Source organism: Pararhizobium antarcticum (assembly GCF_001885585.1).
Lineage (GTDB): Bacteria > Pseudomonadota > Alphaproteobacteria > Rhizobiales > Rhizobiaceae > Pararhizobium > Pararhizobium antarcticum.
This window is the reverse complement of the sequence record NZ_LSRP01000151.1, coordinates 12680-26748: the sequence shown is the minus strand read 5'-3', so window position 1 is coordinate 26748 and position 14069 is coordinate 12680. Positions and strand designations below refer to the sequence as shown.

Below are 14069 nucleotides of genomic sequence, written 5' to 3'. Positions count from 1 at the left end.
TAATCTGCGAAGGGCGATCGGTTTGGTCGCCGGAAGGAAAGTCAAAGTCCCGGTTCCGCCGGGACTTTTTTGCGTCTCAATTCGTGTCGATGTGCTTCTGCTTGCGGCCAGCCAGATCCTGGATGAACTGCCAGGCGACGCGGCCGGACCGCGCGCCACGGGTGGTGCTCCATTCCAGCGCGTCGGCATGCAGGGCGGCTACATCGGTTTCCAGCTCGAAATGGCGGGCATAGCTGTCGATCATCGACAGATAGTCGGCCTGGCTGCATTTGTAGAACCCCAGCCACAGCCCGAATCGATCCGACAGCGAGACTTTTTCCTCGACCGCTTCCGATGGGTTGATGGCGGTTGACTGCTCGTTCTCCATCATGTCGCGCGGCAGGAGATGACGCCGGTTGGAGGTTGCATAGAGCAGGACATTGCCGGGACGCCCCTCGATGCCGCCATCCAGCACCGCCTTCAGTGACTTGTAGGACGTGTCGTCATGGTCGAAGGACAGGTCGTCGCAGAAAACGATGATGGGGGCGGGCGCCGATTTCAGGATCTCCATCAGAAGCGGCAGTGTCGCAATATCCTCGCGGTGAACCTCGACCAGCTTCACGGCAACGCCGCTGTCCCTGCTGACCCGGGCGTGGACGGCCTTGACGAGGGAAGACTTTCCCATGCCGCGCGCGCCCCAGAGAAGCACGTTGTTGGCCGGATACCCCTTGGCAAACCGCAGTGTGTTGTCGAAAAGAATGTCGCGCACATGATCGACGCTGCGGATCAGGTCGAGTTCGACCCGGTTCGGGTGCGCGACGGGTTGCAGGTGCTGGCGCTGGGGCGACCAGACGAAGCATTCGGCAGCGTCCCAGTCGTTGACGACAGGGGCCGGGCCGGCCATCCGCTCGATGGCGCTGGACAGTTTCTGCATTTCGGCAATGAGGATGTCGATCTTGGATTCCTGCATGGGCTGTTCCTTGGCATGGCACGGGCTCTGACGGTCGCCCGCAGCTGTGCGGTAGCATGGCCGTTCCCAAGGGAAAAGGCTGGCAACAGGCCAGAAAAGACTTCTATGGCAGGAGATTTGGTGTAAGAGGCAGAAGAACCGATCCGGAAGCGGGCGTTGTTGCATTTGCAACAGGCTTTCCTATATTCCGGCGATCCGAAACATGGGCGCATGCCCGCATCCAAAAGCATTCAAGGAGTGATCAATGTTCATTACCGAGGCCTTCGCGCAAACGGCTCCTGCCGCCGGTGGCGGCGCCGCAGACATTCTCATGTCGATCCTGCCGTTCCTGTTGATCTTCGTTGTAATGTACTTCCTGATCATCCGTCCGCAGCGCGCCAACATGAAGCGCCGTGAAGAGCTCCTGAAGAACATCCGTCGCGGCGACCAGGTCGTCACCGGCGGTGGCATTATCGGCAAGGTCACGAAAGTGGTCGACGATACCGAACTCGAAGTCGAAATCGCTGATGGCATCAAGATCCGCGTTCTGCGTGGTGGCGTATCTGAAGTGCGCGTCAAGGGCGAGCCGGTCAAGGAATAGAGCATCGTCTCTTGCTCGACCCTCTCCTGAAGCGGTTCGCGTCAGGAGAAATTGTGCGGCGATTCAAAGTGCTATAGCGTCGTTTTCGCGCCCGTACCGGCGCCCGGCGCTATAGCCGGTTGGCGATCCGCCGATCGGCATGGGCCGGTCGACTTTGATTGATAAAACGCCGGGAGCTCCATGCCTAATCTGTCCCGTTCGAAAACCATTCTCGTCTGGCTGATCGTCCTGTTCAGCCTGGTTGTTGCGCTGCCGAACGTGTTGTCAGAACGGGATCTGGCCGGTTTTCCCGCATGGATGCCGAAAAAGCAGGTCAGTCTCGGCCTTGATCTGCAGGGCGGCTCGCAATTGTTGCTCAAGACCGAGCTGGAGGATGTTGCAGGGGCGCGTCTTTCGGCTCTGGTTGCCGATGTCGGCAATCGCCTGAAAAATGCGGGTATTGCCTATAGCGGCCTTTCCGGCACGGGGTCGATCATCGAGGTCCGGATCCGCGACAGCGCCGCATTGAACGCTGCGACAGAGGCTCTTTCGCCGCTCGCCGCTGCCTTGAGCGCAGAAAACGACACCGTCGAAACGACGCTGGATACATCCGACGGACCCTTGCTTCGGTTGACCCTGACAGAGGCAGGGCTGGCATATCGCCTGTCCTTATCGGTCGACGCTTCTATTGTCGTCCTGCAGCGTCGCCTCGAGGAAATGGGTATCGTCCGGCCCGTCGTCCGCCGGCAGGGTCCCGACCGCATTCTCGTGCAGATCCCCGGGTTGCAGGACCCGCAGCGCCTCAAGGATATTCTCAGCCAGGCCGGCGATCTCTCCTTCCACACCATCGACATGTCGATGAGTGTGCAGGATGCGGTAAACGGCGCTCCCCCGGCCGCGTCTGAAGTCGTCTATTCCGCCGATGATCCGCCGATCGGCTATCTCGTGTTGCGACGACCGATCGTCTCCAGCCGCGACATCACGGATGCAAAACCGGCACTTGGCCAGTCGAACGATCCCGTCGTCGATGTAACGCTCGATGCCGATGGCGCGACGCGCCTTGCACAGGTGACGGCGCGGAATACCGGGATGACGCTTGCCATCCTGCTCGATGGGCAGGTCATCTCGACACCGGTGATCCGCACGGCGATTACCGGTGGTGCTGTTCAGGTCTCGGGAAACTTCAGTGCGGAGGGTGCCAATGATCTTGCAGTTCTCCTGAACGCCGGCGCCCTGCCTGTCCCCCTCACGGTCGTCGAGGAGCGGACGATCGGGATTGGGCTTGGCAGCGATTCGATCAGCGCTGTGGTGACCGCCGGCTGTATCGCAGCCCTTCTGGTCCTTGTCTTCATGTTCGCCTTTTACGGTTTCTTTGGTCTCGTTGCCAATCTGGCGGTTATTCTCAACGTCGTGATGATCATAGCCGTGCTGTCGGCGACGGGCCTGACGCTGACGCTGCCGGGCATTGCCGGCATTATCCTCACCATCGGCATGGCGGTGGATTCCAACGTTCTGATCTATGAGCGCATTCGCGACGAGGTGCGCAGCGGACGGCCCCTGTCGGAGGCAATCCATTTCGGTTTCTCGCGTGCCTTTGCTGCAATTGTCGACGCCAATATCACGACGCTGATTGCGGCGCTGATCCTGCTCTATCTCGGCACCGGCACGGTGCGCGGCTTTGCCGTGACGCTGGCCATCGGGATCGTGACGACCCTGTTTACCGCCTTTACGCTGACGCGTGTGATGCTGTCGGAATGGGTGCGCCGTCGCAAGCCGCTGCATCTGCCCGATGGCATCCGCACCGGCATGTTCGACCGGCTGGACCTCCGGTTCATGGCAATCCGCAATTATGTGTTTTCCGGCCTGGCAGTCCTATCGGTGCTGTCGACCGTGCTTTTCGCGGGAATCGGCATGAACCTCGGCATCGATTTTGCCGGCGGCTCGGTGCTGGAACTCTCGGCGCGGGAAGGCGAGGCGGATATTGCCGATATCACGGAGCGTCTGAACGGCCTCAATCTCGGGGCTGTCGAAGTCGAGAGTGTCGGCGGGCCGCAAGGCGTGTTTGTCCGGGTGCCTTCGCGTGATGGCGGTGAAAACGCCGAACAGAGCTCGGTGATCCTCATTCGCGGCGAACTCGAGGATGCCTATGACTTCCGACGCGTCGAAGTTGTCGGCCCCTCGGTTTCCGGCGAACTGACAAGGGCGGCGACGATTGGCGTCCTAGCCTCGCTGTTGGCAATCCTCGTCTATATCTGGGTTCGCTTCGAATGGCAGTTTGCGATCGGCGCAATCGTTGCAACGCTGCATGATGTGCTCCTGACAATCGGCCTGTTCGTCGTGACCGGCATGGAATTCAATCTGACCAGCATCGCAGCGCTGCTGACCGTTGTCGGCTATTCGCTGAACGATACGGTGGTGGTCTATGACCGCATCCGCGAAAATCTACGGCGCTATCCCCGTATGCCGCTGCCCATCCTTATCGACGCCGCCATCAACCAGACGCTGTCGCGCACCATCCTGACTGCAGTCACGACGATGCTGGCGCTGCTTGCGCTTTGCCTGTTCGGCGGCGATATGATCCGCTCCTTCAGCATCGCCATGCTGTTTGGTGTTGCGGTTGGTACGTGCTCGTCAATCTATGTCGCCGGGCCGCTGCTGATCCTCTTCAAACTGCGCCCCGGCGCACGCGATGGCGGACAGGCCGGGCCGACCGTCGCGCGCGAGGGCGCCTGATATGGCAAAAGGGCCCGACATGACAAAAGGCATCGAATTCCGAAAGGCTCACTTCCCCGGCAGGGCCCAGGTGGATGCCTACGGCAATGGCGGCTTCCGGTTTGCTGATATGTCGCATCGCGGCTCGGTGCTGATGCTGCCGTCCGGGGTCTACGGCTGGGAAATGACGGAAGGCGACCCGCTGGATCCGGCGCTTTTCCGCCGTGTCATCGAGGACGCGGCCGACATCGAGGTCCTGCTCGTCGGCACAGGCAAGGAGATCCGTCCTCTGCCTGTAGCCCTGAAGGAGATGCTGAAGGCGCACAACATTGCCTCGGATCCGATGAGCACAGGCGCTGCCGTGCGGACGTTCAATATCATGCTGGCTGAATCGCGCGCCGTGGCTGCCGCCCTGATTGCCGTCTAGATGTCTGACCACCCCGAAGAGCCATCCCACGACCCGAAGGCGGCGAAAACGCCTAATGCCGGCTACAGTCTCAGCGCGCTGCGCGATACAGACCGGGATCGATATCTTGCCTGCTTGCTGGCGCCGGCTGAAAAACGGCCGGCTCTGGCTGCGCTCTACGCGTTTCACGCCGAGATCGCTCGTGTCCGCGATCTGGTGCGCGAACCCTTGCCAGGCGAAATCAGGCTGCAGTGGTGGCGCGACGTGCTGGAAAGCGGCGGTGACGGAGACGGGCATCCACTGGCGCGGGAACTGCTTGGCGCCATCGTTGCCTATAAGCTTCCGGTTGCCGTGCTGCTGGACATGATCGACGCGCGCGTCTTCGACCTCTACGACGATCCGATGGAAAGCCGGTCGTCGCTGGAGGGATATGCCGGCGAAACGGCGTCGGCGCTTCTGCAACTGTCGTGCCTCGTTCTGGATCCGGCAACGGCGCCGCGGTCAGCAGAGGCTGCCGGCCATGCCGGTGTTGCGCAGACAATTGCCACGCTCCTTCTGCTGATGCCGCTTCAGCGGTCGCGTGGGCAGGTCTATCTGCCGGCCGATCTGCTGGCCGCCACCGGCCTTGACCGCCAGGCATTCCTGTCTGGAAAGGATGCGGCAGGGCTGGACCGCGCAGTGCGCGCCTTTACTGGCCTTGGCCGCGAACATCTGGCGAAGGCGCGGGCTGCGGCCTCGTCGATATCCGTCGCGAACCGGCCCGCCTTCGTGCCACTCGCGCTGGCGGAGCCAATTTTCGACAGGGCGGAGCGGGTGGGGCCGGGCATCTTCACGCAGATTATTTTGCCGCCGCAATGGCGTCGGCAATGGTGGATGTGGCGCGCGGCGCGCAGCGGTCGATGGTAGACACCGCAACAGGCGGCGCTTTATTCTCATCTCTGTAATTCCGCCATCGGCGGCAAACTGGCGCAAGTTTCGCGCGTTATGGTGCCGCCGGTCTATGGTTTGGCCGATTTGCTGTTGGAATGGAATTGAAAGGAAACGGCGCCATGATTTGGCCCATCGTCATCATCTGCATGCTGCTCGCGGGTATTTTCTACATGCGGATGACGGCGCGCGCTGCCAAGCAGGAAAATGCGCCGGACACGGGCCTTGCGATTCTCGATTTCAACCGCGCATTTCCGGATGAAGCCATTCGGGCCATTCACGCGACGGCAGACGGGCGGTCGTTTTTCGTGCGACTGCACGATGGCAAAGCCGGTTTCATGCAGTCGCAGGGCGCGCATTATGTCTGCCACCTGATCGAGGCCGGCAATGTGCGCGTCAGCAATGCACCAAGCGGTCGGGGGCTCTCCGTGCATTTTACCGATTTTGACTATCTTGATTCCGTCTATGAATTTCGCACCGCCCAGCACGCGGCAGAGGTCTCCCTCTGGCTGCTCGGCAGCTTCAATCCGCAATCGGAATTTGACGACGTGCCTGCCGCCTCACAGTAGCACCTCAGTTCCGCCGCGTGGTTCAGGCGGACGCCGCAAGCCATGCGGCGCAATGCTCCAGCGCCCGGGCCGCAACCAGCTGTTTCTTGACGATCGTCTTGTCCTTGCCGCGAAAGCGTTTGACGCCCTCAGGCTTGACGATCGCACCCGGCTCGAGATCGGGGAAAAGCCCGAAATTGATGTTCATCGGCTGGAAGGAGCGCTTGCCCGGCTCGTCGTTGGAGACGATATGGCCGCCGGTGATGTGATTGAGCAACGCGCCGAAGGCGGTTGTCGCCGGCGGCAGGCTGGGTGTCCCGCCCTTGCGCTCGGCGGCGGCAAAGCGTCCTGCGAGAAGGCCGATGCTGGCGCTTTCGACATAGCCTTCGCATCCGGTGATCTGGCCGGCGAACCGAAGGCCAGGCCGCGATTTCAGGGTCAGCGACGGGTCAAGCAGTGTCGGTGAATTGATGTAGGTGTTGCGATGCAATCCGCCGAGCCTGGCGAATTCGGCATTCTGCAGGCCGGGGATCATCCGGAACATTTCGGCCTGTGCGCCATATTTCAGCTTCGTCTGGAAACCGACCATATTATAAAGCGTGCCGAGCGCATTGTCCTGTCGCAGTTGCACGACGGCATAGGCCTTGACACCAGGATTGTGCGCATTGGTCAGCCCCATGGGCTTCATCGGCCCGTGTCGCAGCGTCTCGCGTCCGCGTTCCGCCATGACCTCGATCGGCAGGCAACCGTCGAAATAGGGGGTGCCTTCCCACTCCTTGAAGCCCGTCTTGTCGCCACTGACAAGGGCGTCGACGAAGGCATTGTACTGCGCTTCGTCCATTGGGCAGTTGATATAGTCCTTGCCCGTGCCGCCCGGGCCGACCTTGTCGTAGCGTGACTGGAACCAGCAGATGTCCATGTCGATGCTTTCGGTGTGCACGATCGGCGCAATGGCATCGAAGAAGGCCAGCGCGTCGGCGCCGGTTTCCGCCTGGATGGCGTCGGCCAGGCCAGGCGCGGTCAACGGCCCGGTGGCGATAATCGCCTGATCCCAGTCACTTGGCGGCAGGCCGGAAATTTCTTCGCGCAGCACGGTGATCATCGGATTGTCCGCGATTGCCTTCGTCACCGCCTGCGAAAAGCCGTCGCGATCAACGGCAAGCGCGCCGCCGGCCGGTACCTGGTTGCGATCGGCCGCCGCCATGATCAGCGAACCGGCCAGCCGCATTTCGGCGTGCAGCACGCCGACGGCATTGCTAGTGGCATCGTCCGAACGGAAGGAATTGGAGCAGACCAGTTCGGCAAGGTCGTCGGTCTTGTGCGCATCCGTGCCGCGCACGCCGCGCATTTCGTGAAGGATCACCGGAATACCGGCGCTGGCGATCTGCCAGGCCGCTTCCGAACCGGCGAGGCCGCCGCCGATGACATGGATGGGGGAAGGGGTCGATGCTTGTGTCATGCCGCGTTTCTTAGAACAACCGAGGCGCAAAGGAAACCGTTTCGATTACCGGCGTCTTATGTATGGGGTCTGGAATCAGAAACGGCACCACAAGGGTGCCGTTTTGAGGGTCTGCGTATCCGGTCCGATTAACGGAACGAGCGCGACGCGATGTTGCGAATGTCGAAGCGGGTGATACCGATATCCGACAGGGCATGGTTCGACAGGTTGCCAAGTTCGGCAACGGTGCGGCGATAGTTGATCCAGCTTTTTGCGATACGAATCGGGTTCATGGTCGTGGTCCTTGGGAAGCGATGGAGCATGACAATCATTTGTCTGCTGCGTTGACGTCGTTATACGCCTTCACAAGGAAAAGATGGAGTGCAAAGAAAATGCATCTGCTATGCGTTTGTGCAATGTGTTGATGCTTCCTTGGGCATGATGGTTGTCTGCTCGAAAAGACATCATAGGTTAATGCTTTTCAAATCGGCTGCAGAATGGCAGCAAACCACTGTTATAAAATTGTTTTTCTTGTGCTGCATAGCGGAGCCCCGAAGCCATAAGCGCCGAATTGCCGGCGCGCTGCAACAGAGCACAAATTTCGAGCGCCAAATGGCCTGCAGGCGGGCATCGAAGGTCGAAGGCATAAAAAAACGCCCACCGGATGAACCGGAGGGCGTTTGATGCAAGCGCTGCTACACCGGCAAGGCCGGCGGCGACGCGATCGTCTTACTTGATGGCCTTGCGGGCTACATGCGAGATGTCGCCACGGCCGATGCCGAGGTCGTTCAATTCGCGGTCGCTCATGCGGCCGAGTTCGTTGCAGGTCTGACGGTATTTGCGCCAATTGTTGAAAGAGCGAGCGAGGTTCATGATCCCAGTCCTTTCGAGGGTCACTGTGCCAGCATCTGTCTTGGCTGGCCTTCATCTGATGATTGGAATATACGCCCGTGGCCTGGAAAATACAGAGACAATGCTGCAACGCACCCATGCGAGAAATGCAGGTCTCCGAAGGAGGCGAATTGGTTCTTTGTTAACGCTCCCGTCGGCGCCCGCCTGAGAGCATGAAAGCATCGCTTCCGTCGACAAAAAACAACGCCCGCTGGGGGAGGAGATCCAGCGGGCGTTGCTTATTCTGATCGGCAACCGGGAGGAGGAGGTGTTGCCGGTCTCATCGGGGGCGCTGGGAGGAGGAGCGCGCTGCCCCGATGTCTGATCTGAAGATAGGGGCTGGCTGCCCGGCTGTGTAGCGCATTTGTGGAATGGCACCATTGCGTCCAGCGCATGCCTCGATCTGCGTGAGGGCTTTTCTGATTAAAATCTACGCAAACCGGTCGACGATGACCGCGCGGATTGCCGGATCGATCGCTCAAACGAATAACGCCCGCTGGGGGAGGAGATCCAGCGGGCGTCATTTAAGGCGATTGGCAACCGGGAGGAGGAGTGTTGCCAATCAGGTCGGAACGGCGCTGGGAGGAGGAGTGCGTCGCTCCGAATTTCATCGGCGCATCTTGCAATGCCCGTCGTCAGGTCTGGATATCGGATCAGGCGTCTCGGTATCTGCAGCCTTTTCCTTTTCTGGAAGGACTGCGCCGGTCGCAGGACCGTTTCCGTCGGTATGCTCTGTTCTCTTGAAGTCAAGAATCGCATGAAGGTCTTCATGAATGGTTAATGATGACGGGGGGATTCCAGCGATTGACAGGGGCGTTCCGGAGTGTGGCCCCATTGTGTTTCGGCGCGAGATTGGCTTAGCTCTGGGTCGAAAACGGGGGATGGACATGTATCGTGGTCGAATCGAGCGAGATCTTTCGCTCTGGGTATCGAAGGGGCTGTTGTCGGCACCGGCAGCCGAAGCGATGCTCGCGGAATATGATGGGCGCGAAAGCAGCTTCAGCGTTGGCCGGGTTCTGCTGACGCTGGCGGCCATCCTGCTATCCGCGGCGGTGCTGCTTCTGGTGGCTGCCAATTGGGAGGCGTTGCCGCGAATCGCCCGTGTCGTGGGCATCGTCACCCTGATCTGGACTTTCTATCTGTCGGCGGCGCTATGCCTGGGACGCGGGCTGAACGGCCTCGGCGCGGCACTTTTGGTCATGGGCACGCTGACCTTCGGCGGCGCCATCGCGCTGGTCGGCCAGATGTATCATCTGTCGGGTGATGCGGTGGACGCCATGCTTGTCTGGTTTGCTGCCGCCTGCGTTGCCACGATCGTTTTTCGCTCCGGCGCGTTGACAGTGGTGTCCGGCTTCCTGTCCTGGGCGGTGTTCGGTGTGCTGGTCCGGGAAAACGGAATAAGCCTGGAGGGCAATGGCATCATCTATTTGCTGCCTCTGCTCTGCATTGCCGTGATTGCGCTCGTCCGCTACACCGGCACCAGCCGCGCACGGCATCTCGCCTATCTGCTGATGCTGGCTTGGCTCGGCTGGGTCTACCTCGAAATTACCGAGCCTTGGCTCGCGGGCATTTACTTCGCCGTTGGTTTTGTATGCTTCCTCGCTTCAAGCCTGCCGTCTTCGCCGCTGTTCAGGTTTGCCCGCGAAGCCGGGGCTTCGCCGGCCTTCTACGCGTTCCTGCTGGCTATTATCGGACTGGTCGCGCTGCATATCGAAATGGATGGCCTCGGTCCTGATATCGCGATCAGCGCCGTCACGCTGGCGGTGTCGCTGGCTGGGATCGGCATTGCCGGGCGCATGAACGGCGCTGTCCGTTATCTGGGTTATGCGGTCTTTGCCGGCGAGACGCTTTATCTCGCTTCGGAAACGCTCGGCTCGATCCTCGGCACCTCCGGTTTCTTCCTGATTTCCGGTGTCGTTGTGGCGGCGATCGCCTGGATCGTCATTCGCCTGGAAAAAAGGCTGTCCGGCAAACCCGCCACAGGGGGGATTTAAGATGCTGATCACCACACGCAAACCCCTGGTCCGGCCGTTGTTCGCAGCCATTCTCGTAGCCGTTCTGCAGACCGCCTTTCTGGGATACATGATCGAAAGCCGCGCATCGATCCTGCGCAACGGTACGGATGTGCTGCTGAAGACAGTGCCAATCGATCCCCGCGATCTCTTGCGCGGCGATTATGTCATCCTTGCCTATGACATATCGAGCATTCCGGCCGACAAGGTCACCGGCGGCTATCCGACCGAAGCAACGGATGCGCGGATGTCCGTGAGGCTGGAAAAACAGCCGGACGGTTTCTGGATCGTCTCGGAAGCCGCCTTTGCCGACCTTGCGCCGAAGACCGGAACGATTGTCGCGAACACGCAGCCCTTCTACTATTACCCGACGCCGGATGCGCCGAATGCGGCGATCGGTGTCGACTATGGCATTGAGCGCTATTATGTGCCCGAGGGTGAGGGGCTGGTGCTTGAGGAGGCCCGCAATGCGAGCGCCCTTTCGGTGACGGCGCGGGTCGATGAGGAGGGACGCATGCAGATCCGGTTGATCGCCGTCGATGGCAAGCCGCTCTATGAAGAGCCACTCTATTAGGCCAAACCGGCAGGTCGATCGCGCACCAGCATGCGTCGCGCCCTTATTTTTCCTTTGATCCGGCGAAAACGGGTGATATAGAGACGCCGCGCTCGGGAACGACCTTGACCCTGTGCGTGGCAGATTTGCAGGCGCTTCGATGCCGCGACCAAGCCACGGACATGTGGAGATCAGGCGGTTCGGTGTTCTGAACGCGGGTATGGTGAAATTGGTAGACACGCCAGATTTAGGTTCTGGTGCCGCAAGGCGTGGGAGTTCAAGTCTCTCTACCCGCACCAGAATAAAGGGATGCCAGAGGCGTATTGTCTTTGGTACCGGTCGAGAACAACGTGTCATTTTGCTTGCAAAACGGCCACCGAATTGCGTAAGGCCACTTCCGGCAAATGGATCGGCTCAGGTGCTTTTCAGAAAAAGAACACCGACAGAGCCCTGTCAACGTGAAATGAAGGTTTGAACATGCAGGTTATCGAAACGCTCGCTGAAGGGCTGAAGCGCGAACTCAAGGTCGTTATCCCGGCCAAGGACATGGAAGCTCGGATGAACGAGCGTCTCGCCGAAACCAAGGACAAGGTCCGCATCAACGGCTTTCGTCCGGGCAAGGTGCCTGTGGCTCATCTGAAGAAGATGTATGGCAAGTCGATCATGGCCGAGCTTGTCAACGAGCTGGTGCGCGAAAAGCCGACTGAAATCCTCAGCGGACGTGGCGAAAAGTCGGCAACCCAGCCGGAAGTCGCGATGACCGAGGACGAGGCTGAAGCCGAGAAGATCCTCAGCGCTGAAGCCGATTTCGAATTCACGCTGGCCTATGAAGTGATCCCGGCGATTACGCTGAAGGACACCAGCGGCATCAAGGTGACACGCGAAGTCGTCGAGATCGACGAATCTGAGGTCACCGAGCAGATCCTCAAGATCGCCGAAAGCGCCCGCACCTACGAGACGAAGAAGGGCAAGGCCGCAAACGGCGACCGCGTCACGATCGATTACCTCGGCAAGGTCGATGGCGAAGCCTTCGACGGCGGCAAGGATTCCGATGCCGAACTGATCCTCGGCTCGAACCGTTTCATCCCGGGCTTCGAAGAGCAGCTCGTTGGTCTGAAGGCTGGTGACGAGAAGGTCATCACCGTGACGTTCCCGGCTGAATATCCGGCTGCAAACCTTGCCGGCAAGGAAGCCACCTTCGACATCTCCGTCAAGGACGTGGCCAGCGCCGCCGCAGTCGAGATCAACGACGAACTCGCCACCAAGCTCGGCCTCGAATCGGCTGACAAGCTGAAGGAAATCGTCCGCGGCCAGATCGAAAGCCAGTACGGCTCGATGACCCGCCAGAAGGTCAAGCGCCAGATCCTCGACCAGCTTGATGAACTCTACCAGTTCGACACGCCGCAGCGCCTCGTCGATGCCGAATTCGAAAACATCTGGCGCCAGATCAACACCGACCTGCAGCAGGCCGGCAAGACCTTCGCCGATGAAGACACGACGGAAGACGAAGCTCGCGTCGAATACCGCAAGCTGGCTGAGCGCCGCGTGCGTCTCGGCCTGGTACTCTCGGAAATCGGCGAAAAGGCCGGCGTCCAGGTAACTGACGACGAAATGCAGCGTTCGCTCTATGAGCAGCTGCGCCAGTTCCCGGGCCAGGAAAAGGAAATCATCGACTATTTCCAGAAGACCCCGGGTGCCGCTGCTTCGCTGCGCGCGCCGCTGTTTGAAGAAAAGGTTGTCGACCACCTGCTCGCCGAAATCTCGGTCACCGACAAGACGGTCACCAAGGAAGAGCTGATGAATGACGACGAGGACGACACGTCCGCGTCGAAGAAGGCTGCACCGAAAAAGAAGGCTGCCAAGGCAGAAGCCGCCGAGGGCGAAGAAGCCGCTCCGAAGAAGAAGGCGGCTTCGAAGAAGAAGGCCGCTGACGAGGCAGACGCCGAGTAAGTCTTCAATATGATGCTTTGCTTGAGGCCGTCCTTCGGGGCGGCCTTTTTGCATGCGCGGGCTTTGATAAAAAAAACCGCCGGTGGGGCGGCCTCTGTTGTCTTTCCGATGACAGTCTACGTCGCCTCGCCCATGCGGTTACCGGCATTGAGGCCCATGACATGCGCCCGAGGTTTCGCGGAAACGGGCCGCATTCAGAGGGGATGCCGCTTTCCTTGACAACCTCTTCGGTCAGGCCAAAGGTCGAGAATTACGCACCCGCCTAAATGCCGTAGGACATATGACGCCGAAGACGCCGCGCGCATTTGGCGGGCCAGCTAACCGATGTCCAGCACGAGTGGCCGGTGGTCCGAGACCTCGGGTTCGGAAACCACGTCGAACGCCTTCACAGCAACCTCGGGCGTCACCAGCATGTAGTCCGCATAGCGCCCATCCTTCTTGTAATGTGAGGTGCGCGTATCGGTGAAGCCGCGCTCGGTGACGAGATCGACGAGGCCCAGGCTGCGAAGGATTGTGAAGGTTTCGCTCCCGGGTAAAAGGTTGAAATCGCCGCAGACTACAAGTCTTTCACCCGGTGCCCAGAGGCGGCGGATCAGGCAAACCAGCGCTTCTGCCTGCGCCCGCCTTGCCGGACTGTCGCCCTTGCCATCCGGCGCGCGCAACCCGTGCAACTGCACCACGCTGATCGGCGTGCCGGTGCCATGGTCGAACAGCTTTAAGCCAAGCGCATTGCGCGATCGCGGGTGGTCCCCGAAACCATCGGGGCTATATCGGCCATGGATGAAATCCAGCGCCTGACCGATGATTGGAAAGCCCTTGCGCACGAAAGTCGCCAGGCCGAATTCCTGCCAGCAGGTGGATGTTCCATCCCGAAGTTGGCCGCGCGCTGTCGGATAGAAAAAACCGTCATGGTGCGGCAATACCGCAGCGATCTCCTCATAGAGATGGGCACGCTGCTGCAATTCGACGGCGCCATCGCGATAGGTCAGCCATTCATTGCGGGCGGCGGGCGCTCGCGCAACCTCCTGGAGGCACAGGACATCTGCGTCGACGGCTGCGAGGTAAACGAGCAGCGGGTCGTGCAGCATGCCACCCCAGATATTGATATCAAGGATTCTCATTGC

At 60.2% G+C, this 14069-nt stretch carries 13 protein-coding genes and 1 tRNA gene; 9 read left to right on the top strand and 5 right to left on the bottom strand.

The genetic code is table 11. The features are described from left to right. Window positions 1-76: 76 nt before the first annotated feature. Complete coding sequence (locus AX760_RS25265) at window positions 77-949, bottom strand: ATP-binding protein (RefSeq protein ID WP_071835776.1); 873 nt, start codon at window positions 947-949, stop codon at window positions 77-79. A 244-nt stretch (window positions 950-1193) separates the two neighbouring features. Between AX760_RS25265 and yajC the strand changes: the two genes are divergently transcribed. From yajC to AX760_RS25240, 5 genes are all read left to right on the top strand, one after another. Next, the gene (gene yajC, locus AX760_RS25260; RefSeq protein WP_071835775.1) at window positions 1194-1529 is read left to right on the top strand and encodes a preprotein translocase subunit YajC; all 336 of its coding nucleotides are present in this window, start codon (window positions 1194-1196) and stop codon (window positions 1527-1529) included. Between the two features lie 180 nt (window positions 1530-1709). Next, a complete protein-coding gene (gene secDF, locus AX760_RS25255) occupies window positions 1710-4241 on the top strand; it encodes a protein translocase subunit SecDF (RefSeq protein WP_071835774.1) in 2532 nt (843 codons plus the stop codon). Window positions 4242-4260: 19 nt separating this feature from the next. Further along, window positions 4261-4647 carry an Mth938-like domain-containing protein gene (locus AX760_RS25250; RefSeq protein WP_071835874.1) on the top strand — a complete coding sequence of 129 codons (387 nt, stop codon included), beginning with the start codon at window positions 4261-4263 and terminating at the stop codon, window positions 4645-4647. Beyond that, window positions 4648-5532 carry a phytoene/squalene synthase family protein gene (locus AX760_RS25245; RefSeq protein WP_083531349.1) on the top strand — a complete coding sequence of 295 codons (885 nt, stop codon included), beginning with the start codon at window positions 4648-4650 and terminating at the stop codon, window positions 5530-5532. 143 nt (window positions 5533-5675) lie between these two features. Continuing rightward, entirely contained in the window at window positions 5676-6122 is a 447-nt protein-coding gene (locus AX760_RS25240) for a DUF1349 domain-containing protein (RefSeq protein WP_071835773.1), read from the top strand. A gap of 22 nt (window positions 6123-6144) precedes the next feature. Here the strand turns inward: AX760_RS25240 and trmFO are convergent, their stop codons facing one another. The 3 genes from trmFO to AX760_RS25225 form a co-directional block, all read right to left on the bottom strand. Next, on the bottom strand, window positions 6145-7560 hold the full coding sequence (gene trmFO, locus AX760_RS25235) for a methylenetetrahydrofolate--tRNA-(uracil(54)-C(5))-methyltransferase (FADH(2)-oxidizing) TrmFO (RefSeq protein ID WP_071835772.1): 1416 nt from the start codon (window positions 7558-7560) through the stop codon (window positions 6145-6147). 128 nt (window positions 7561-7688) lie between these two features. Next, window positions 7689-7832 (bottom strand): DUF1127 domain-containing protein, encoded by a 144-nt coding sequence (locus AX760_RS25230; RefSeq protein WP_068955543.1) that lies wholly within the window; start codon window positions 7830-7832, stop codon window positions 7689-7691. Window positions 7833-8268: 436 nt separating this feature from the next. Then, window positions 8269-8412, bottom strand: coding sequence for a DUF1127 domain-containing protein (locus AX760_RS25225; protein WP_071835771.1), 144 nt, complete (start codon window positions 8410-8412; stop codon window positions 8269-8271). A gap of 905 nt (window positions 8413-9317) precedes the next feature. Here AX760_RS25225 and AX760_RS25220 point away from each other — a divergent pair. The 4 genes from AX760_RS25220 to tig all read left to right on the top strand — a co-directional run bounded on the left by AX760_RS25220 (window position 9318) and on the right by tig (window position 12945). Further along, window positions 9318-10424 carry a DUF2157 domain-containing protein gene (locus AX760_RS25220; protein WP_071835872.1) on the top strand — a complete coding sequence of 369 codons (1107 nt, stop codon included), beginning with the start codon at window positions 9318-9320 and terminating at the stop codon, window positions 10422-10424. A gap of 1 nt (window position 10425) precedes the next feature. After that, the gene (locus AX760_RS25215) at window positions 10426-11016 is read left to right on the top strand and encodes a GDYXXLXY domain-containing protein (RefSeq protein ID WP_071835770.1); all 591 of its coding nucleotides are present in this window, start codon (window positions 10426-10428) and stop codon (window positions 11014-11016) included. 193 nt (window positions 11017-11209) lie between these two features. After that, window positions 11210-11294 (top strand) — tRNA-Leu (locus AX760_RS25210). A 178-nt stretch (window positions 11295-11472) separates the two neighbouring features. Further along, window positions 11473-12945 (top strand): trigger factor, encoded by a 1473-nt coding sequence (gene tig, locus AX760_RS25205; RefSeq protein ID WP_071835769.1) that lies wholly within the window; start codon window positions 11473-11475, stop codon window positions 12943-12945. 317 nt (window positions 12946-13262) lie between these two features. Here tig and AX760_RS25200 read toward each other — a convergent pair whose 3' ends face one another. Next, complete coding sequence (locus AX760_RS25200) at window positions 13263-14066, bottom strand: endonuclease/exonuclease/phosphatase family protein (protein WP_071835768.1); 804 nt, start codon at window positions 14064-14066, stop codon at window positions 13263-13265. Window positions 14067-14069 lie beyond the last annotated feature (3 nt).